Annotated in this window: 17 protein-coding genes, 2 tRNA genes and 3 rRNA genes; 19 read left to right on the forward strand and 3 right to left on the reverse strand. The window is 32.3% G+C overall.

Annotation, left to right across the window (positions count from 1 at the left end):
* Positions 1-827: 827 nt before the first annotated feature.
* From LXD69_RS11020 to priA, 6 genes are all read left to right on the forward strand, one after another.
* Positions 828-2,345, forward strand: a 16S ribosomal RNA gene (locus tag LXD69_RS11020).
* An 86-nt stretch (positions 2,346-2,431) separates the two neighbouring features.
* Positions 2,432-2,505: transfer RNA gene (locus LXD69_RS11025), tRNA-Ile, on the forward strand.
* A gap of 90 nt (positions 2,506-2,595) precedes the next feature.
* Positions 2,596-2,669: transfer RNA gene (locus tag LXD69_RS11030), tRNA-Ala, on the forward strand.
* A gap of 119 nt (positions 2,670-2,788) precedes the next feature.
* Positions 2,789-5,664, forward strand: a 23S ribosomal RNA gene (locus tag LXD69_RS11035).
* Between the two features lie 146 nt (positions 5,665-5,810).
* Positions 5,811-5,920 (forward strand): 5S ribosomal RNA (rrf, locus tag LXD69_RS11040).
* Together the 16S, 23S and 5S rRNA genes with 2 tRNA genes alongside form the textbook arrangement of a ribosomal RNA operon.
* Positions 5,921-6,078: 158 nt before the next feature.
* The gene (priA, locus tag LXD69_RS11045; RefSeq protein WP_246915405.1) at positions 6,079-8,532 is read left to right on the forward strand and encodes a replication restart helicase PriA; all 2,454 of its coding nucleotides are present in this window, start codon (positions 6,079-6,081) and stop codon (positions 8,530-8,532) included.
* On the opposite strand, the gene LXD69_RS11050 is transcribed toward priA, so the two are convergent.
* Complete coding sequence (locus tag LXD69_RS11050; RefSeq protein WP_045971802.1) at positions 8,529-9,224, reverse strand: LytR/AlgR family response regulator transcription factor; 696 nt, start codon at positions 9,222-9,224, stop codon at positions 8,529-8,531. The two genes, priA and LXD69_RS11050, sit on opposite strands and share 4 nt — an antisense overlap.
* A 150-nt stretch (positions 9,225-9,374) precedes the next feature.
* Here LXD69_RS11050 and rpsF point away from each other — a divergent pair, with 150 nt between their 5' ends.
* The 6 genes from rpsF to LXD69_RS11080 all read left to right on the forward strand — a co-directional run bounded on the left by rpsF (position 9,375) and on the right by LXD69_RS11080 (position 13,772).
* Complete coding sequence (rpsF, locus tag LXD69_RS11055; RefSeq protein WP_045971800.1) at positions 9,375-9,716, forward strand: 30S ribosomal protein S6; 342 nt, start codon at positions 9,375-9,377, stop codon at positions 9,714-9,716.
* Between the two features lie 2 nt (positions 9,717-9,718).
* A complete protein-coding gene (gene rpsR, locus LXD69_RS11060; protein ID WP_045971798.1) occupies positions 9,719-10,015 on the forward strand; it encodes a 30S ribosomal protein S18 in 297 nt (98 codons plus the stop codon).
* A gap of 68 nt (positions 10,016-10,083) precedes the next feature.
* Positions 10,084-10,527 (forward strand): 50S ribosomal protein L9, encoded by a 444-nt coding sequence (gene rplI, locus LXD69_RS11065; RefSeq protein WP_045971796.1) that lies wholly within the window; start codon positions 10,084-10,086, stop codon positions 10,525-10,527.
* A 63-nt stretch (positions 10,528-10,590) separates the two neighbouring features.
* Positions 10,591-11,064, forward strand: a complete 474-nt coding sequence (locus LXD69_RS11070; protein WP_045971794.1) for a DUF6495 family protein — start codon at positions 10,591-10,593, stop codon at positions 11,062-11,064.
* Between the two features lie 7 nt (positions 11,065-11,071).
* Complete coding sequence (gene ligA, locus LXD69_RS11075; RefSeq protein ID WP_246915407.1) at positions 11,072-13,072, forward strand: NAD-dependent DNA ligase LigA; 2,001 nt, start codon at positions 11,072-11,074, stop codon at positions 13,070-13,072.
* The gene (locus LXD69_RS11080) at positions 13,065-13,772 is read left to right on the forward strand and encodes a hypothetical protein (RefSeq protein ID WP_045971790.1); all 708 of its coding nucleotides are present in this window, start codon (positions 13,065-13,067) and stop codon (positions 13,770-13,772) included. Before ligA ends, LXD69_RS11080 begins: the two co-directional genes overlap by 8 nt.
* Before the next feature lie 75 nt (positions 13,773-13,847).
* Here LXD69_RS11080 and LXD69_RS11085 read toward each other — a convergent pair whose 3' ends face one another.
* Together LXD69_RS11085 and LXD69_RS11090 are read right to left on the reverse strand one after the other, a co-directional pair.
* Positions 13,848-14,762 (reverse strand): bifunctional metallophosphatase/5'-nucleotidase, encoded by a 915-nt coding sequence (locus LXD69_RS11085; RefSeq protein WP_246915409.1) that lies wholly within the window; start codon positions 14,760-14,762, stop codon positions 13,848-13,850.
* Between the two features lie 10 nt (positions 14,763-14,772).
* A complete protein-coding gene (locus tag LXD69_RS11090; protein WP_246915411.1) occupies positions 14,773-15,555 on the reverse strand; it encodes a 5'-nucleotidase C-terminal domain-containing protein in 783 nt (260 codons plus the stop codon).
* A gap of 49 nt (positions 15,556-15,604) precedes the next feature.
* Here LXD69_RS11090 and LXD69_RS11095 point away from each other — a divergent pair, with 49 nt between their 5' ends.
* The 7 genes from LXD69_RS11095 to recN all read left to right on the forward strand — a co-directional run bounded on the left by LXD69_RS11095 (position 15,605) and on the right by recN (position 22,009).
* On the forward strand, positions 15,605-16,123 hold the full coding sequence (locus LXD69_RS11095; RefSeq protein ID WP_246915413.1) for a DUF6913 domain-containing protein: 519 nt from the start codon (positions 15,605-15,607) through the stop codon (positions 16,121-16,123).
* Between the two features lies 1 nt (position 16,124).
* Positions 16,125-17,003, forward strand: coding sequence for a 4-hydroxy-tetrahydrodipicolinate synthase (gene dapA, locus LXD69_RS11100; protein WP_045971782.1), 879 nt, complete (start codon positions 16,125-16,127; stop codon positions 17,001-17,003).
* A 96-nt stretch (positions 17,004-17,099) separates the two neighbouring features.
* Positions 17,100-17,906, forward strand: a complete 807-nt coding sequence (locus LXD69_RS11105) for an outer membrane protein assembly factor BamD (RefSeq protein WP_246915414.1) — start codon at positions 17,100-17,102, stop codon at positions 17,904-17,906.
* A gap of 8 nt (positions 17,907-17,914) precedes the next feature.
* Positions 17,915-18,229, forward strand: coding sequence for a DNA-directed RNA polymerase subunit omega (locus tag LXD69_RS11110; protein ID WP_045971778.1), 315 nt, complete (start codon positions 17,915-17,917; stop codon positions 18,227-18,229).
* A 9-nt stretch (positions 18,230-18,238) separates the two neighbouring features.
* Entirely contained in the window at positions 18,239-19,450 is a 1,212-nt protein-coding gene (gene coaBC, locus LXD69_RS11115; protein WP_246915416.1) for a bifunctional phosphopantothenoylcysteine decarboxylase/phosphopantothenate--cysteine ligase CoaBC, read from the forward strand.
* A complete protein-coding gene (gene porD, locus LXD69_RS11120) occupies positions 19,440-20,333 on the forward strand; it encodes a type IX secretion system protein PorD (protein WP_246915418.1) in 894 nt (297 codons plus the stop codon). Before coaBC ends, porD begins: the two co-directional genes overlap by 11 nt.
* A 23-nt stretch (positions 20,334-20,356) precedes the next feature.
* Entirely contained in the window at positions 20,357-22,009 is a 1,653-nt protein-coding gene (gene recN / locus LXD69_RS11125; protein WP_246915420.1) for a DNA repair protein RecN, read from the forward strand.
* Positions 22,010-22,026 lie beyond the last annotated feature (17 nt).

Here is a 22,026-nt window from a genome sequence, read left to right on the forward strand (position 1 = left end):
GCTTTTATTTTCTTTATATATATAGGAGATTAAGTTTGAGAGTAATTTGTTTGTGTGTGTATGGGATTTGTGTGTGTTAGTATATTTTTAGAGGTTTGGTTGTTGTGTTTAGGGTTGATTATTTTGTAAAGTTATGTAAAGGTTAAAAAAAGATTGTTTGTAAGTAATTGATTTTTAGGGATGATTAAAAAAGATTTAAAAATAGTTTAAAAAAGTCTTGTGGGAATGAAAAAAGTGTCTACTTTTGCACCCGCAATCAAGGCAAGTTCATATAAAGATTTTGAGAATATAACGGTAGTTATTTAGCTGATAAAAAAAGAAAAATTTTTTTCAAAAAAAGTTTGTCAGTTTCAAAAAAAGAGTTACTTTTGCACCCGCAAACAATTTCACTGAAATGCTTTAGAGATAAGGAGTGAGGTGATGAAGTTTAAGCGAAGTTCATGAGTGATTTTTTTGAGAGATAATGAAGGTTATAAGTTGACAAAAAAAAGAAAATTTTTTTCAAAAAAAGTTTGTCAGTTTCAAAATAAAGAATTACCTTTGCAGCCCGCTAAACAAGCGAAGTTCTGATACATATTGAGTAAGATTTTTTAGGGATTAATTTTAAGAAAAACTTTTAAAAAATATTTCAAAAAAAGCTTGCGAGATTAAAAAGAAGGTTGTAGTTTTGCAGCCGCTAAACGAGAGAATAGCGGAATAAAAAAGAATGACACGTTCATAGACATATTGGATTGACAGCATAACTTAAAGTGATTTAAGTTATAAAGTAAAAGAGAGTAAATTGAATTAGACTATACGTCAGCGATTATCGTACAAAATTAAAATATACGATGAAGAGTTTGATCCTGGCTCAGGATGAACGCTAGCGGCAGGCCTAACACATGCAAGTCGAGGGGTAGAGTTAGCTTGCTAACTTGAGACCGGCGCACGGGTGCGTAACGCGTATGCAATCTACCTTGTACAGAGGGATAGCCCAGAGAAATTTGGATTAATACCTCATAGTATTATCGGGAGGCATCTTCTGATTATTAAAGTTCCAACGGTACAAGATGAGCATGCGTCCCATTAGCTAGTTGGTATGGTAACGGCATACCAAGGCAATGATGGGTAGGGGTCCTGAGAGGGAGATCCCCCACACTGGTACTGAGACACGGACCAGACTCCTACGGGAGGCAGCAGTGAGGAATATTGGACAATGGGCGCAAGCCTGATCCAGCCATGCCGCGTGCAGGAAGACGGCCCTATGGGTTGTAAACTGCTTTTATACAGGAAGAAACACTGCTACGTGTAGCAGCTTGACGGTACTGTAGGAATAAGGATCGGCTAACTCCGTGCCAGCAGCCGCGGTAATACGGAGGATCCAAGCGTTATCCGGAATCATTGGGTTTAAAGGGTCCGTAGGCGGCCTTATAAGTCAGTGGTGAAATCTTCTAGCTCAACTAGGAAACTGCCATTGATACTGTAGGGCTTGAATGTTTAGGAAGTAACTAGAATATGTAGTGTAGCGGTGAAATGCTTAGATATTACATGGAATACCAATTGCGAAGGCAGGTTACTACTAAATGATTGACGCTGATGGACGAAAGCGTGGGTAGCGAACAGGATTAGATACCCTGGTAGTCCACGCCGTAAACGATGGATACTAGCTGTTCGGACTTCGGTTTGAGTGGCTAAGCGAAAGTGATAAGTATCCCACCTGGGGAGTACGCACGCAAGTGTGAAACTCAAAGGAATTGACGGGGGCCCGCACAAGCGGTGGAGCATGTGGTTTAATTCGATGATACGCGAGGAACCTTACCAGGGCTTAAATGGGAGACGACAGATTTGGAAACAGATTTTTCTTCGGACGTCTTTCAAGGTGCTGCATGGTTGTCGTCAGCTCGTGCCGTGAGGTGTCAGGTTAAGTCCTATAACGAGCGCAACCCCTGTCGTTAGTTGCCAGCGAGTAATGTCGGGAACTCTAACGAGACTGCCGGTGCAAACCGCGAGGAAGGTGGGGATGACGTCAAATCATCACGGCCCTTACGTCCTGGGCCACACACGTGCTACAATGGCCGGTACAGAGAGCAGCTACATGGTGACATGATGCGAATCTTCAAAACCGGTCTCAGTTCGGATCGGAGTCTGCAACTCGACTCCGTGAAGCTGGAATCGCTAGTAATCGGATATCAGCCATGATCCGGTGAATACGTTCCCGGGCCTTGTACACACCGCCCGTCAAGCCATGGAAGCTGGGGGTACCTGAAGTCGGTGACCGTAAGGAGCTGCCTAGGGTAAAACTGGTAACTGGGGCTAAGTCGTAACAAGGTAGCCGTACCGGAAGGTGCGGCTGGAACACCTCCTTTCTAGAGAAAAGATAAAGTTGTATGTATAAGAGATTGATTTTACTCTCGCTGTTAGTTCAAAAAACAATAAAAACTAAAGAAAACAGAGTCTCGTAGCTCAGCTGGTTAGAGTACTACACTGATAATGTAGGGGTCGGCAGTTCGAGTCTGCCCGGGACTACAATTTTCGAGTTTTTATAGGAAATTTTAGAGGTTGAGTAAGCCGTTTGAAGTCTGTTAACTGCAAACTGTTAACTATTGACTACTAAATGGGGGATTAGCTCAGCTGGCTAGAGCGCCTGCCTTGCACGCAGGAGGTCATCGGTTCGACTCCGATATTCTCCACGAATACTTTGTAAGAAAGTATAAAAGTTCATTGACATATTGAAAAAAGAAAATATAAAAATATAATAGAAAGCACAAATTTCGGGTGTTATATTCGTATAACATTTGAAAAACAAGTACAATAAGCAAAATAAGGGCGTATGGGGAATGCCTAGGCTCTCAGAGGCGATGAAGGACGTGATAAGCTGCGAAAAGCTACGGGGATTGGCACACACGAATTGATCCGTAGATATCCGAATGGGGCAACCCACTATGTTGAAGACATAGTACTCCGATAGGAGAGTAAACCCGCTGAACTGAAACATCTAAGTAGGCGGAGGAGAAGAAAACAAAAGTGATTCCGTAAGTAGTGGCGAGCGAACGCGGATTAGCCCAAACCAAAGTTGTTACGGCAATTTTGGGGTTGTAGGACTGCGACATTCTATGCGGATTGAATTAGAATAACCTGGAAAGGTTAACCAAAGAAGGTGATAGTCCTGTATAGGTAAGAGAAGATATAGATAGCAGTATCCTGAGTAGCGCGGGGCACGTGAAACCCTGTGTGAATCTGCCGGGACCATCCGGTAAGGCTAAATACTCCTGAGAGACCGATAGTGAACCAGTACCGTGAGGGAAAGGTGAAAAGAACCGTGAATAACGGAGTGAAATAGATCCTGAAACCATACGCTTACAAGCGGTCGGAGCCCTTTCGTGGGGTGACGGCGTGCCTTTTGCATAATGAGCCTACGAGTTACCGTTGCTGGCAAGGATAAGTACTTCAGGTATGGATCCGTAGCGAAAGCGAGTCTGAATAGGGCGCCATAGTCAGTAATGGTAGACGCGAAACCGTGTGATCTACCCATGGGCAGGATGAAGCTGTGGTAACACACAGTGGAGGTCCGAACCCGTTGACGTTGAAAAGTCTTGGGATGACCTGTGGGTAGGGGTGAAAGGCCAATCAAACTCGGAAATAGCTCGTACTCCCCGAAATGCATTTAGGTGCAGCGCTGAATTAGTTATATAGAGGTAGAGCTACTGATTGGATGCGGGGGTTTCACCACCTACCAATTCCTGACAAACTCCGAATGCTATATAATGATGCTCAGCAGTGAGGGCATGGGTGCTAAGGTCCATGTCCGAGAGGGAAAGAACCCAGACCATCAGCTAAGGTCCCCAAATGTATACTAAGTTGAAAAAACGCGGTTTGTCTGCTTAGACAGCTAGGATGTTGGCTTGGAAGCAGCCATTCATTTAAAGAGTGCGTAACAGCTCACTAGTCGAGCGGACGAGCATGGATAATAATCGGGCATAAGTATACTACCGAAGCTATGGACAGATTAATCTGTGGTAGGGGAGCATTCTAAACTGGGTTGAAGGTGATATGTGAGTATTGCTGGACTGTTTAGAAAAGAAAATGTAGGCATAAGTAACGATAATGCGGGCGAGAAACCCGCACACCGAAAAACTAAGGTTTCCTCAGCTATGCTAATCAGCTGAGGGTTAGTCGGGTCCTAAGGCGAACCCGAAAGGGACAGTCGATGGCCAACGGGTTAATATTCCCGTACTACTTATAATTGTGATGGAATGACGGAGTGATGAAAGCACCGCGAACTGACGGAATAGTTCGTTGAAGTACCTAACTATATTCTCTATAGGCAAATCCGTAGAGAATGGTGAAATACGATAGTACTCGGAGTCTTCGGACAAAGGGATAGTGTGCCTAAGGGCTTCCAAGAAAAGTTTCTAAACTTAGATTATAAGTACCCGTACCGTAAACCGACACAGGTAGTTGAGGAGAGAATCCTAAGGTGCTCGAGAGATTCATGGCTAAGGAATTAGGCAAAATAGACCTGTAACTTCGGGAGAAAGGTCGCCAGCAGCAATGCTGGCCGCAGTGAAAAGGTCCAGGCGACTGTTTATCAAAAACACAGGGCTCTGCAAAATCGTAAGATGAAGTATAGGGCCTGACACCTGCCCGGTGCTGGAAGGTTAAGAGGAGATGTTATCTTCGGAGAAGCATTGAATTGAAGCCCCAGTAAACGGCGGCCGTAACTATAACGGTCCTAAGGTAGCGAAATTCCTTGTCGGGTAAGTTCCGACCTGCACGAATGGTGTAACGATCTGGACACTGTCTCAGCCATGAGCTCGGTGAAATTGTAGTATCGGTGAAGATGCCGATTACCCGCAGTGGGACGAAAAGACCCTGTGCACCTTTACTATAGCTTAATATTGACCTTGGACACGTGATGTGTAGGATAGGTGGGAGACTTTGAAGTGGCGTCGCTAGGCGTTGTGGAGTCATTGTTGAAATACCACCCTTTGCTTGTCTGAGGCCTAACCCCGCTTAAGTGGGGGACATTGTTTGGTGGGTAGTTTGACTGGGGTGGTCGCCTCCAAAAGAGTAACGGAGGCTTCTAAAGGTTCCCTCAGCACGCTTGGTAACCGTGCGTAGAGTGCAATGGTATAAGGGAGCTTGACTGAGAGACATACAGGTCGATCAGGTACGAAAGTAGAGCATAGTGATCCGGTGGTTCCGCATGGAAGGGCCATCGCTCAAAGGATAAAAGGTACGCCGGGGATAACAGGCTGATCTCCCCCAAGAGCTCATATCGACGGGGGGGTTTGGCACCTCGATGTCGGCTCGTCACATCCTGGGGCTGGAGAAGGTCCCAAGGGTTGGGCTGTTCGCCCATTAAAGTGGCACGCGAGCTGGGTTCAGAACGTCGTGAGACAGTTCGGTCTCTATCTACTGTGGGCGTTAGAAATTTGAGTGGATCTGATTCTAGTACGAGAGGACCGAATTGGACAAACCTCTGGTGTATCTGTTGTTCCGCCAGGAGCACTGCAGAGTAGCTACGTTTGGAAGGGATAAGCGCTGAAAGCATATAAGCGCGAAACCCACCACAAGATGAGATTTCTTTTAAGGATCGTGGAAGATGACCACGTTGATAGGCTATAGATGTAAAGGCAGTAATGTCATAGTCGAGTAGTACTAATAATCCGTAAGCTTATGTACGCTTTTCCTGCGCCGCAAGGCGCAGGGAGAAACTTTCTGTAAAAAATAGATTTTCTTGTCTCAATATGTTAAGATATTATTGTAGTTATTCATTTTGAAAAATAAATGTATATTACAAATAGTTGCCTAAAGCAATTATAACCTCTTAAGGTGGTTATTGCGGTGGGGCTCACCTCTTCCCATTCCGAACAGAGAAGTTAAGCCCACCTGCGCAGATGGTACTGCAATCCTGTGGGAGAGTATGTCGCCGCCTTTCTTTTAAAAACCCTAATCAGTACGATTAGGGTTTTTTTGTTTTTAAAATTTATTGGATATTCGCTATTTTTAAATGATTACTAATATCTTAAGTAGGTACTAGTGCTTATCCTTATTTATTGAATTGATTTATTACTATTTTAAAACTATATTTGTTTTATGCAGTATTTTATAGAAGTCATTTTACCATTAGCTCTCCAAAAGTCTTTTACTTATGAGGTTTCGGAAGCCGAATTTAAGTATATTAATATTGGAATGCGGGTTGCTATTCCTTTTGGTAAGAGTAAAATTTTTACAGGATTAGTAATTGATAAGCATCATGTTTTGCCAGAATTATATAAGCCAAAGGAGATTCATCAAATTTTAGATGATATTCCAATTGTTAATACATTTCAGATTGAACATTGGAAATGGATAGCTAATTATTATATGTGTACTATCGGTGAAGTTTTTAAATCTGCATTACCTTCTAGTTATATTCTTGAGAGTGAGACTATTGTATCGATTAAGATATCAGATAATTTTATTGATAAGTTAAGTTTAGCAGATGATGAGTATTTAATTGTTGAAGCTTTACATAGTCAATCTTCAATTACTTTAAATGAAATAAGTAAGATTTTAGGAAAGAAAACGATCTTTCCTGTTATAAATAAATTATTAGATAAAGGATTTTTAATTTTACAAGAAGAAATTTCAGAAACTTATAAGCCTAAGGTTGCTAAGTATGTTAAAATTAAGGATGAATTTTTAATTGAAGATAAATTAGTTGAATTATTAAAAAGTTTATCTAAAGCAAAAAAGCAACATGAACTTATCTTAAAATATTTCCAATTAAATGCGTATGAAAAGAAGCCAATTTTAATAAAAAAACTTGTCGATTTTTCAGGAGTAAGTACTTCTATAGTTAAAAGTTTGATAGATAAAGAAGTTTTTGAAGAATATTGTTTAAATGAAGATAGAGTGATATTTGAAAAGGATAATTCTTCTTCCTTTGATTTGAGTGATTTTCAGTTGAAAGCTTTTGAGTCAATTAAATTAAATGAAAAAAAACATGATGTTACACTTTTACATGGTGTTACTGCTTCTGGAAAGACAGAAATTTATATTAAGTTGATTGAAGATTATATAAAAGCAGATAAACAAGTTTTGTTTCTTCTTCCAGAGATAGCATTAACAACTCAATTAGTTCAAAGGTTAACGGCATATTTTGGTAATCAGGTTTCTGTTTTTCATTCTAAGTATACAAATAATGAGCGTGTTGAAGTTTGGAATAATGTTTTAATTAATTCAGATAAAGCTAGAGTTGTTATTGGTGTTAGGAGTGCTCTTTTTCTACCTTTTTCTAATTTAGGTCTTATTGTTATAGATGAAGAACATGAACAGACATTTAAACAACAAGATCCTGCACCACGATATCATGCTAGAGATGCAGCCATTGTTTTGGCAAAACAGCATAATGCAAAAGTATTGTTAGGAAGTGCTACGCCTAGTTTAGAATCATATTATAATGTTAAAATTGGAAAGTATGGTTTAGTAGAACTTAAAGAAAGATTTGGTAATGTAGTATTGCCAGATATTGAGTTAGTAGATATTAAAGATAAATATTTTAGAAAAAAGATGAATGGTCATTTTTCTGATGTATTATTAAATAAAATTCAAGAGACTTTGTCATTAGGAGAACAAGTTATTTTATTTCAAAATCGAAGAGGCTTTTCTCCATTTGTTGAATGTATGACCTGTGGTCATGTTCCACATTGTCCTAGTTGTGATGTAAGCTTAACATATTATAAGTATAAAAATCAGTTAAGGTGTCATTATTGTAGTTATACAATATCAAATCCAACGCATTGCCATAGTTGTCAGTCAGTAGATTTATCGACTAAAGGATTTGGAACAGAGCAGATAGAATTAGAGTTAAAATCAATTTTTCCAGATAATACTATTGGACGAATGGATCAAGATACAACAAGAGGTAAATTTGGTTACGAAAAGATTATTGATTCATTTAAGAATAGAGAGTATGATATTTTAGTAGGAACGCAAATGTTAGCTAAAGGGTTGGATTTTGATAACGTAACATTAGTTGGAATTCTAAATGCAGATAATTTATTAAATCAACCAAATTTTAGAGCCTATGAAAGAGCTTTTCAAATGATGATTCAAGTAGCAGGAAGAGCAGGACGAAAAGAGAAAAAAGGAAATGTAATTATACAAACATATAATCCATATCATAATACAATTCAGCAAGTTTTGTCTAATGATTATGCCTCTATGTATAACGAGCAAATATATGATAGACAAAATTTTAAATATCCACCATTTTTTAGATTAATTAGATTAACGTTAAAACATAAAGATTTTGAAAGATTAAAAGAAGGATCTTTATGGATGTACAATGTGTTAGTTCAACATTTACAAATTCCTGTTTTAGGACCGGAAGAACCTGCTATTAGTAGAATAAGAAATCAGTATATAAGAACGATTATAATAAAAATTCCATCAAATGCTAATCTAGGAAAAACAAAGAATACGATACAAAGTACTTTGAAGAGCTTTGAATCGATTGCTCAATATAGGTCTATTAAGGTATCAATAAATGTAGATTATTATTAGATAGCTTCAATGGCTTTACTAATTACATCTTTTTTATTTCTACTAATAGGGATTTTTTGTCCATCAATTTCTGCAAATTTGCTATTGAATTTTTCAACTCTATCTAAATTTACAATGTATGACTTATGAATTCGAATAAACTTTCCTTGAGGTAATTCATTTTCAAATGACTTCATTGTGGATAATACTAGATGGCTTTCTTCATCAGTAACAACTTTAATATAATCACCATAGGCTTCAATCCATTTTATTTTATGAGTAAAAACTTTTAATTTTTTTAAGTTACTCTTAATAATAATAGTTTCACCTAATTCTTCATGAGAATCATTTCTTAATTGATGTAATTCAATAGCCTTTTTAACAGCTCTTAAAAAACGCTCTTTTGAAATTGGTTTTTGCAAAAAGTCTGTTGCTTCATAATCGAATGCTTTTACAGCATAATCAGCTTTTGAAGTTATAAAGATTATTTGGGGTTTAACTTTTAGTCCATCTAATAGGTCAAAACCGCTTATTAGAGGCATCTCTATGTCTAAAAATATTAAATCAACAATATTATTATTTAAAGAATTTTTTGCTTCTAACGCATTAGCAAAATCACCAACTAAATTAAGATTTGGGGATTCATTAACAAGCTTTGTTATCGTCATTCTTTGTATTGCACTATCATCAACAACTATACAATTCAACTTCATATACCTATAATTTAATGATAAAAGTATAGCAAAAAAATTAATACAGCAAATAAAAGCGTAATTTTTGTGTAAAAAATGAACTATAAATTGTTATTTAAAATAAATTGACTATTTTTGCACTCAATTTTAAACAAATTAATATAATTTATTATGAATCACTATGAAACTGTTTTCATCTTGAATCCCGTTTTATCTGAACAACAGATAAAGGAAACAGTAAGTAAATTTGAAAGTTTTCTTACTTCTAAAGGGGCTGAGATGGTATCGAAAGAAGATTGGGGCTTGAAAAAATTAGCTTACGAAATTCAACACAAAAAAAGCGGATTTTATCATTTATTTGAATTCAAAGCTCCAGGAGATATAATCATTGGATTTGAAACTGAATTCCGTCGTGACGAGCGTATTATGCGTTTCTTAACTGTAGCTTTAGATAAGCATGCAATTTCTTGGGCTGAAAGAAGAAGAGTAAAATTAAAATCTAAATCAAACTAATTATGTCAACTTTAGAGCAATCTGCAAAAGGGAAAAAAGAGGGAGATATTAGATATCTTACTCCTTTGAATATAGAAACTAACAAGCAAAAAAAATACTGTCGTTTCAAAAAATCAGGTATTAAATATATCGATTATAAAGATGCTGACTTCTTATTAAAGTTTGTTAACGAACAAGGTAAAATTTTACCAAGAAGATTAACAGGTACTTCATTAAAGTATCAAAGAAAAGTGTCTGTAGCTGTTAAAAGAGCTCGTCACTTAGCTTTAATGCCATATGTGGCTGATTTATTAAAATAATTAAAAATAACAGTTGTTGGTTTTCAGTTAAAATGAAACCTAACTTCTAAAAATATAAGGACAACAACATGGAACTTATTTTAAAACAAGACGTACAGAATTTAGGATTTAAAGATGATATTGTAACTGTAAAAAATGGTTATGGTCGTAATTATTTAATTCCACAAGGATTTGCAGCTTTAGCAACTCCATCAGCAAAAAAAGTTTTAGCTGAAAATTTAAAACAAAAAGCACATAAAGAGCAAAAAATTGTTGACGATGCTAAGAAAGTTGCAGAGTCATTAAGAGCTTTAGATATTAAAATTTCTGCAAAAGCAGGTGGTGATAAATTATTTGGTTCTGTTACTAATGCTAATATTGCTGAAATATTAGAGAAAAACGGTCAATCAATTGATAAAAAATTCATTACAAGTGGTGTAGTTAAGCGTGTTGGTAAATATACAGCTAGTGTTAGACTTCATAGAGATGTAATTGTAGAATTACCTTATGAAATTATTGCAGAAAAAGCATAATTTTATAAAAAAAATTATAGTTAGCCCTTCATTATTGGAGGGCTTTTTTTTTATATTTACACCATGAAGTACGCTAGACTAACAAAAGAACAATTAGAAGAACTTCACCCAGAATTTATTACTTTTTTAGCAACACAATCTATTGATAAAAAGGAATGGGATGAATTAAAAAAAAATAACTCAGAAATAGTATCGCAAGAAATTGATATTTTTTCAGATATGATATGGGATAGAGCTGTTTCTAATGTTAATTTTATAGACCACTTTTCTAAAAATTATATTTTTCTATTTAAATGTGTAGAAAATATAGTTTATTCTTATGTAATTAATACAAAAGAAGAATCTGTTGATTTCCTTTCAACAGATGGAATAAATTGGTTAAGTGAAAATATTTTTTCAGACGTAATTGAAATTCAAAAAGGAAGAAAAGACATTTCTGATGATCGAAATGGAGCTCTTTTTTCAATAATTAAACAAGGTGGAATTATTAGTAAAGGTGAACTTTTTACAAAATTAGAACATTTATTAAATCAATAATATTTTTATGGATATTTTGCAATCTATTCAGGTTTTAAGAGAAGAATTAAATCAGCATAATTATAATTATTATGTTTTAGATAAACCTACAATTTCCGATTTTGAATTTGATACGAAATTAAAAGAATTACAAGATTTAGAAGCAAAATATCCTGAATTTTATGATGAAAACTCACCAACAGTTAGAGTAGGAGGAGCTATTACAAAGAATTTTGATACTATTCAGCATGAATATAGAATGTATTCTTTAGATAATTCTTATTCGAAAGAAGATTTACTAGATTGGCAAACACGATGTCAAAAAATATTAGGTGATGTTGATTTAGAATTTACTTGTGAGTTGAAATATGATGGAGCTTCAATAAGTATTCAATATGAAAATGGTAAATTAAAGCGAGCAGTTACTCGTGGAGATGGTTTTCAAGGAGATGATGTTACAAATAATGTTAAAACAATAAAATCGGTTCCTATAAAATTAAAAAATGATTTTCCAGAGAAATTTGAAATTAGAGGAGAAATAATTCTTCCTTTTTTAGGCTTTGAGAAAATGAATCAAGAGTTAATTGAAATAGGAGAAACACCTTATTCAAACCCTAGAAATACTGCTTCAGGAAGTTTGAAATTGCAAAATAGTGCAGAAGTTGCTAAAAGACCATTAGACTGTTTGTTGTATACTTTGGTAGGGAATAATTTACCTATTAAATCTCAATTTGAAGGATTACAAAAAGCAAGAGATTGGGGTTTTAAAGTACCAAATGAATCTAAATTGGTAAAAAGTATAAATGAAGTTTTTGAATTTATTAATTATTGGGATACACACCGTCATGAATTACCTTATGAAACTGATGGAGTTGTAATTAAAATAAATCAAGTTCAATATCAGGAAGAGTTAGGTTATACAGCTAAATCACCACGATGGGCTATTGCTTATAAGTTTAAAGCGGAACAGGTTACAACAATTTTAAATTCTATATCTTATCAAGTAGGAAGAACAGGAGCAATAACACCAGTTGCTAATCTTGAACCAGTACAATTAGCAGGAACCATTGTAAAAAGAGCTTCTTTGCATAATGCGGATCAAATTGCAAAATTAGATATTAGAATAGGAGATAGTGTTTTTGTTGAAAAAGGAGGAGAGATTATTCCTAAAATTATTGGAGTTAATTTAGAGGAAAGAAAATTAGAAAATCAACCTACAACTTATATAACGCATTGTCCAGAATGTAATACGGAATTAATTAGAATTGAAGGAGAAGCAAATCATTATTGTCCTAATTTTTATGGATGTCCACCTCAAATTATAGGAAGAATTCAACATTATATCTCTAGAAAAGCTATGGATATTGATGGTTTAGGAGGTGAAACGGTTGCTCTTTTATATAATGCAGGTTTAATAAAAAATTATGCAGATTTATATGAGTTAACTAAAGACCAAGTTATTCCACTTGAACGTATGGCAGAGAAGTCTGCTGAGAATTTAATTAACGGAATCGAAAAATCTAAAAGCATTCCTTTTGATAGTGTTTTATATGCTTTAGGAATTAGATATGTAGGAGAAACTGTGGCTAAAAAGCTAGCTAAACATTATAAAAATATTGATGCAATAGCTTCTGCAAGTTTAATGGATTTAATTCTAGTTGATGAAATTGGAGAAAAAATTGCAAAAAGTGTAGTCTTGTTTTTTGAAAATGAAATAAACATTGAAATTATAGAAAGGCTTAAAAGTAGTGGAATACAATTTGAATTAGATGAAAAATTAAATACGAATGTATCGGATAAATTATCAGGGAAAGTATTTGTTGTTTCTGGAGTTTTTGAAATTTATTCTAGAGACAATCTAAAAAAAGCAATTGAAGATAATGGAGGAAAAGTAGGAAGTTCAATATCCTCAAAAACAGATTATGTAATTGCGGGCGATAATATGGGACCAGCTAAATTAGAAAAAGCAAATAAGCTAGGAATACCAATTATTAATGAGCAAGAGTTTAATGTATTGATTAATGATTAAACTTAACGCATCTCTTTATTTATATATTTGTTCAGCAGTTTTATATGTTTTGTCAATTATAATGCAATGTGAAATGCTTACGTTGATTACAAAACCAATATTTATACCCGCTATTATTTTTTATTATTTTACACAAGAAGAAAATGAATTCAATTATTTGTTTGTAAAATCATTAGTGTTTTTTTTTATTGGAGAAATGTTCTTTTTAATAAATTTTAAGGATTGTTTTTTTGCAGGTTTATCATTTTTATTGTTTCCAAACTTTATAATAATTTATTTTATTTATGAAGATTTTAGGATTTTAATGAAAACTAGAAATTTAAAACAATTAGATGTAACATTAATTATGTTATCTTCTATTCTGTTTTATTTGCTATTCAATATCTTTAATTTATTAGAATTTGATTCAATATATGAATTTTTGTACTTCATGATTTTTGGAACTTCACTCCTTGTTATGACGGTTTTAACAGCAATTTTATTTATTTATTCTAGCTATAGGAAAAATACATATTTAGTTTTTGCAGTATTCTCATTATTAATGGCGCATTTGTTTCTTGTGCTAGATATGCAATTTTTAAATTTATTAACTTTTAAATATTTAAATGCTTTTTCTCAAACAATTGCATATTTATTTTATACTAAATATTTTTTAGAAAGAAGTATTTTAGAAAACAGGTTGAAAACCATTGATGGTTAAAATTTAAATGCTATATAGTTCCTAAATGTAGAAACTATATAGCATTTAAAAGAGTATAGAATATTTTTATGAAACTTATAGAATAATATTTCTAGTAGTATTATCGTGTTTTTTATTGTTAGACAAATAGAAGTCAATTCTACCAAGGTTAATTCCAAAACATCCAACTTGATTCACTAGTACTGCTTTTCCATCAACATTAGTTTCTATGACAGGTTTGTCTAAAAAAGTGTGACTATGACCTCCAATAATTAAATCAATATCTTTTGTTTGTTTTGCAAGTAATATATCGCAAACTTTATCAGGTTCGTTTCTGTAATTAAAACCAAGATGAGAAAGACAAATAACTAAATCACACTTTTTATCTTCTTTTAATATCCTAGTCATATCTTTTGCAACTTCAATAGGATTATTGTAGACTGTTTCTTTATATAGTTTTTTATCAACTAATCCGTCAAGCTCAACGCCTAATCCAAATATTCCAATTTTAATTCCGTCTTTTATAATTATTTTATAAGGTTTTACAATTCCATCTAATATAGTATTTGTAAAATCATAATTTGCTGAAACAAAGTCAAAGCTAGCATGTGGTAATTGTGCATGAAAACCATCAATTCCATTGTCAAAATCATGATTTCCCATTGTAGCTAAATCATATTTCATCATACTCATTAGTTTAAACTCTAATTCACCACCATAATAATTAAAATAAGGAGTTCCTTGAAAAATATCTCCAGCATCTAAAAGAAGAACATTTTTTTCTTCTTTTCTAATTTGTTCTATTACACTTGCTCTTCTTGCTGCTCCACCCATATTTGGATTTCTTGGATGATCCGCAGGAAATGGATCTATATGACTATGAACATCATTAGTGTGTAGAATTGTTATTTTTTTCTCCTCAATAGTTGAAAAACTACTTAATGATAATCCTCCAACTGTTAATAAAGCCGAACTGGCTGCTGTTTTTTGTAAAAAATCTCTTCTTTGCATTTTATAGGCTTTATTTTATGATAATTCTTTCTGTTGTTATATTAGGTAATGTATCTATTTTCTTAAAATAGTCAATAAATAAATTTCTTAACTTGTAATCAATATCATATTTTAATGAACTATCTCTAAAAAATGTCATGCTATCGCCACCACTAGCTAAATAATCAGAAGTTGCTACATAATATATTTTATTATCATCAATAGAGTGATTGTTTATTTTTATATCCATTACAGTATTTTCATCCTTATTTGTATAGATTGTTATACCTGCTAAAGGATGCGGTTTTTTTTCTTTTATAATATAATCAGCTAAAGCTCTTACTTCTTTACCTTTTAAACCAATAATCATAATACTATTTTCAAAAGGCATTATTTCGTAGGCAGTTCTAGACGTAACATTCCCTTTAGGAATAATAGCTCTTATTCCTCCATGGTTTAGTAAACAAAAATCAATATCTTTATTTTCTCTTTTAAGAAATATAGGCTTACTAAATGCTAAAGTTGTTTCTGCAAATAAGTTGCCAATATTAGTCTGCCATTTGCCTTTACTTTTTTCTTGATTTACAGGATTGTAAGCCAAAACACTGTCTAAATCTTTAGTAATGTGTTCTCTATAAGGTTGTATGAATTTTTCTATTTCAGTGTTACCAGCATAAGATTCATTGATGTTAATTCTTTTACCTTCAACTTCATATATATTAGATTTAGAAGTTTTACAAGAGACTATAAATAGGAATGTTAATAATATAACAAAATAACTATATTTTACTCTTTTCTTTTTTACATTTACCATCCTTTAAATAGGTTTAAATATTTATTTTTGTCGAACACGTAAAATTACTATGTTTTCTAGAATAATTAAGAGGTTTTTCCTAAAAAAAATAATTAAGAAAAGGTTATCTAAGTATAACCTAGATGTAACTAATGATAAAATTAAAACAATAGGTATTATTGTAGATACAACTTATTTTTTTGATAAAGAAAAGCTTATATCGGAAATTAAATCACACAGCAATCATTTTGAAGATATAAGAATGATAGCATATCGGGATAAAATAAAAAATAAAAGCGAAAATGAATCACTTTTTTTCTCCATGAAAGATATTACTATCACAGGAGGAATTGGTGCAAAGCATATTCAGGATTTTGTAGATTATCCTTTCGATTTGTTAATTAATTATTTTGATGAAGAAAAATTACCATTATTATTAATTGCAAAAAAATCAAAAGCAAAATTTAAAATGGGATTTTCAACAGTAGACAAAAGAATCCATCATTTTATGTTAGCCTTGGAAATGAAAAACTATAAAGAGTTTGTCTCTGAATTATTCAAATATTTAAAAATACTTAATAAAATATAACATGAAAAAGTTTGAAGGTACTGGTGTAGCACTAGTTACTCCATTTAAAGAAGATTTTTCAATAGATGTTGAAGCATTAAAAAGAATCGTAGATTTTGTAACCAAAGGCGGAGTAGAATATCTTGTTGTTTTAGGAACAACGGCAGAATCAGCAACTTTGTCTCAAGATGAAAAAGAATTAGTCATAAAGACTATTGTAGAAGCTAATGCAGGTAGATTACCATTAGTTTTAGGAGTAGGAGGAAATAATACACTGAAAGTAGTAGAAGAATTAAAATCAAGAGATTTGTCAAAATTTGATGCTATTTTATCTGTTTCACCATATTATAATAAACCAACGCAAGAAGGAATTTATCAGCATTTTAAAGCAGTTGCAGAAGCTTCATCAATTCCTGTTATTTTATACAATGTACCAGGAAGAACAGCAAGTAATGTATTGCCATCAACAATTATTCGTTTAGCAAATGATTTTAAAAATGTTATAGGTGTTAAAGAAGCAGCAGGAGACATTGTGCAAGCTATGCGATTGATTCAAAATAAACCAGAGAATTTTTTAATTATTTCTGGAGATGACATGATTACTCTTCCAATGGTTTTAGCAGGAGGTTCTGGAGTAATTTCAGTAATTGGTCAAGGTTTTCCAAAAGAATTTTCTGAAATGGTACGTCTTGGATTGCAAGAAAAAGGAAAAGAAGCTTATAAGTTGCATTATCTTTTAGCAGATTCAATCGATATGATTTTTGAACAAGGTAATCCAGCGGGAATTAAAGAAGTTTTTAAAACTCTTGGTTTATCAGAAAATACGGTTCGTTTACCATTAGTTAATGTAGATGAAAATTTAGCTAATAAACTAAAAAATTTTACGAAAAAAATAAGCTAAAAAAAGATTTCCATAGTATTTAAATTATGTCTAAATTTGCAGTTGCTTTTTTAGGTGTTAATTCATGTGTATTAAAAAAGTAAAAAAATAAAATCAATGAATAAATTTATCTGTTTCATCCTTATTATTATTTCACTTTCATCTTGTAGTGAATATCAAAAAGCTTTAAAAAGCGAAGATTTAGCACTCAAGAGTAAAACGGCAAATGATTTATATGAAAAAGGGAAATACACAAAAGCACTGCGTTTATATGAGCAGATAATACCAGCTTATAGAGGAAAGCCACAAGCAGAGCGTTTGTTTTATATGTTTTCAAAATCATATTATAATACTAAACAATATTATTTAGCAGGATATCAGTTTGAAAGTTTTGCATCAAGTTATCCTAAAAGTGAGAAAAGAGAAGAAGCTGCTTTTTTAGGAGCTGAATGTTTCTATAGATTATCACCTAGGTATAGTTTAGATCAAATTGATACAGAAAAAGCACTTTCTAAATTGCAAAAATTTATTGATACTTATCCCGATTCAGAATATTTACCAAAAGCAAATGAGTACGTTAAGGAATTAAGAGAGAAATTAGAAAAGAAAGCTTTTGAAATAGCGAAACAATATTATACTATTTCAGATCACCGATTAGAATATAATGCAGCATTGAAAGCTTTAGATAATTTTATTTCAGATTATCCAGGAACCCCTTTTAAAGAAGAAGCATTATTTTTAAAATTTAGCACGGCTTATAAATTAGCAATTAATAGTGTTGAATATAAAAAAGAAGATCGATTAAATCTTGCTAAAACAATGTACAATAGTTTTATTAAGTTTAATGCAGAATCACAATTTAAGCCAAAGGCTGACACAATGTTAGCGACAATTGACAAAGAATTACAACAATTTTCTAAATAAATTAAATCATGGATTTAAAAAAGACTACAGCTCCAGTTAACACAATCACTTATAATAAAAGTAAGATTGAAGAGCCAACAGGGAACGTTTATGAAGCTATAACAATTATGGCTAAGAGAGCAGGTCAAATTAATACCGAAATTAAAAAGGAATTAATTGAAAAATTAGAAGAATTTGCAACTTACAATGATAGTTTAGAAGAAATCTTTGAAAACAAAGAACAAATTGAAGTTTCAAAATTTTATGAAAAATTACCTAAACCTCACGCTTTAGCTGTTCAAGAATGGTTAGAAGGTAAAATTTATCATAGAGAAGCAAAATAATACATGAGTATGACTGTATTAAGTGGTAAAAAAATCTTGCTAGGAGTTTCAGGAGGAATTGCCGCTTATAAAACAGCACATCTTGTTAGACTTTTTATAAAAGCAGGTGCTCAAGTACAAGTTGTTATGACACCTGCTTCTAAAGATTTTGTTACACCTTTAACATTATCTACACTTTCTAAAAATCCCGTTCATTCTAGTTTTTACAACGAAGATGATGAAAATGCAATATGGAATAATCATGTTGAGCTAGCTCTATGGGCAGATTATATGCTTATTGCACCAGCAACTGCAAATACAATGTCTAAAATGGCAAATGGCAATTGCGATAATCTTTTAATTGCTACGTATTTGTCTTCTAAATGTCCAGTATACTTTGCACCAGCAATGGATTTGGATATGTACAAACATCCTTCTACATTAGAAAGTTTTAATAAATTACAAAAGTTTGGTAATACTATTATTCCAGCAGAAAGCGGAGAATTAGCAAGTGGACTTTCTGGAGAAGGAAGAATGGCAGAACCAGAAAATATAATATCTTTTATAGAAAAGGATATTACTTCAAAACTACCTTTAAAAGGGAAGAAAATTTTAATTACCGCAGGACCTACTTATGAAGCCATTGATCCAGTACGTTTTATTGGAAATCATTCTTCAGGAAAAATGGGATTTGATATAGCAAGAATTGCAGCTCATAATGGAGCTGAAGTAATTTTAGTAGCTGGTCCAACTCATTTGAAAGTAGAGCATCCTTTTATACATTTAAGAAGAGTGCAATCAGCACAAGAAATGTATGACGTTTGTCATGAATATTTTGAAGAAGTAAATGTAACAATAGCAGCAGCAGCAGTTGCGGATTATAGACCAAAAAATGTTGCACTTCAGAAAATAAAAAAGAATGATCCTACGTTTATAATAGAGTTAGAGAAAACAAAAGACATCTTAGCTTCTTTAGGAGAAAAGAAAAAAAATCAGTTTTTAATTGGTTTTGCATTAGAAACAGAAAATGAAATTGAACATGCAAAGCTGAAAATTCAGAAAAAAAACTTAGATTTGATAGTTTTAAATTCTTTAAATGATAAAGGAGCTGGTTTTGGTCATGATACTAATAAAGTTACCTTTATAGATAAACAGTTTATTGTTGAACCAATGAACTTAAAAAGTAAAGAATCTGTAGCTCAGGATATTATAAATAAAATTATTCAACATTATGATGCGTAACTGGTTAACTATATTTATTGTTGTTATTTCATTCCAAATGAATTTTGCACAAGAACTGAATGCTTCAGTATCAGTAAATGCTGAGCGAATGACCGATGTTAACCCTCAAATATTTAAAAATTTAGAGAAACAAGTTTCAGAGTTTTTAAATACAACAAAATGGACAAATCGTGAATACGAGCAAAATGAAAAAATTGAATGTAATTTTTTTATAAATGTTTCAGAATTCAATTCAAATAATATTTCAGCTACATTACAAATTCAATCTTCAAGGCCAATTTTTAATTCAACATATAGTTCACCAATATTAAATTTGAATGATAAAGATTTTAGTTTCAGATTCATAGAATTTGAGCAATTAATATTTGACCAGAATTCATTTAATTCAAACCTTACATCTGTTTTAGCATTTTATGTTAATATAATATTAGGTTTAGATATGGATTCTTACAGTGAATTAGGAGGAACAAAATATTTAGGAGTTGCATCAAATATTATGAATGTTGCACAATCTAGTGGTTATAAAGGATGGTCACAATCTGAAGGCAATAATAATAATCGTTATTTTTTAATTTCAGATATGCTTTCAAACACATATTCACCTTATAGAACATCGTTGTATGAATACCACTTCAAAGGATTGGATCTTATGGCAGATGATTTGAAAAAAGGGAAAGAAGGTGTTGCAAATTCAATTGAAACATTAGCTAAAATTCAAAAATCAAGACCAAATGCATTATTGACACGTACCTTTTTTGATGCAAAAACAGACGAAATTGTACAAATATTTACTGGTGGACCAATGACAAATAATGCAGCGTTACTAGAAACGCTTAATAGAATTTCTCCATTAAATTCTATTAAATGGAATAAAATTAGATAAAATCTTAAAATACACACAATACTATGCTTTTATCACTTTCGATAAAAAACTATGCATTGATAGAATCTTTAGAAATTGAATTTTCGAACCAATTTTCTATTATAACTGGTGAAACTGGAGCAGGAAAATCCATACTTTTAGGAGCATTAGGATTAGTTCTAGGAAATAGAGCCGACTTATCTGTATTGAAAGATAAAGAACAAAAATGTGTTATTGAAGCTGTTTTTTCTCTTTCAAATTATAATTTAGAACCTTTTTTTGTAGAAAAAGAATTAGATTATGAAGCGCAAACTATTATTAGAAGAGAGATTTTACCTTCTGGAAAATCGAGAGCATTTATAAACGATAGTCCGGTTAATTTAAATGAATTACAAGCTCTATCTGTTTTTTTAATTGATATTCATTCTCAACATGAAACACGTGAATTGTTAAATGAAGAATATCAATTCCAAATAGTTGATGCTGTAGCAAAAAATGAAAAGCGAATAATAAGTTATAGAAAAGGATTAAGCTTGTTAAACAAAACAAATAAAGAATTAACCAAACTTATAGCTGAAAAGGAGTCGCTTTCTAAAGAACAAGAATATAATAGCTTCCTTTTAGAAGAATTATTAGCAGCAAATTTAAAAGTAGAAGAACAAGCAGAATTAGAAGAAGAATTAGAGAAGTTAAGTAATGTTGAATTTATAAAAGAAAATATAGACAAAGCGCTTAGCTTGGCTAATGAAGAACAACTAGGAACAATTATTACCCTTAATGAAATTAAACAATCATTTCAGAAAATTGCAACATTTTCAAAAGAGTATAATGATTTTCATGAAAGAGTTACAAGTGTTTCTATAGAACTACAAGATATTATTGATGAATGTTACTCAAATTCAGAAAAAATAATTAATGATCCTGAACGTTTGGAACTTGTAAATACAAAATTACAAACGATTTATAGCTTACAAAAGAAACATCAAGTTACTACTATTGAAGAGCTATTAAAGATTCAAAATGATTTAGATTCAAAAGTTCTTAGAGCAGATGATTTAGACACAGAAATAGAGAATAAGAAGGGTGAGTTAGAAGAAATTAAAGAAAAAGTAAATCTAGTAGCTGAACTTATTACAAAGGCAAGAAATGAAGCGGCTCCAATTTTAGCTAAAAAAATAGAAACCATTTTAGCATTATTAGGAATGCCTGATGCAAAAGTCTTTTTTGAAATAAAAGAAACAGAAAGCTTTACAAAATTCGGAAAAGATGTTATCAATTTATTATTTTCTGCAAATAAAGGACTTCAATTAGGCGCTATAAAGAAAATGGCATCAGGAGGAGAAATGTCTAGAATAATGCTTGCTGTAAAAGCTGTTTTAGCTAATTATTCTAAATTGCCAACCATTATTTTTGATGAAATAGATACAGGAGTTTCAGGAGAAATTGCAAATAAAATGGGTGAAATTATGAAAGAGATGAGTAAGAATATGCAAGTTTTTGCCATTACACATTTACCTCAAATTGCAGCCAAAGGAAATCAACATTATAAAGTGTTTAAATACAATGTAAAAGATGATACCCTTTCTGAATTAAAGTTATTAAATAATGAAGAAAGAATTGTTGAAATTGCTGAAATGTTGTCAGGAAAAGATATTTCAGATTCAGCCTTAAATCATGCAAAAGCTTTGTTGAACTAATTTATAAACTTTATATT

It is taken from the genome of Flavobacterium sediminilitoris (assembly GCF_023008245.1).
Classification (GTDB): Bacteria; Bacteroidota; Bacteroidia; order Flavobacteriales; family Flavobacteriaceae; genus Flavobacterium; species Flavobacterium sediminilitoris.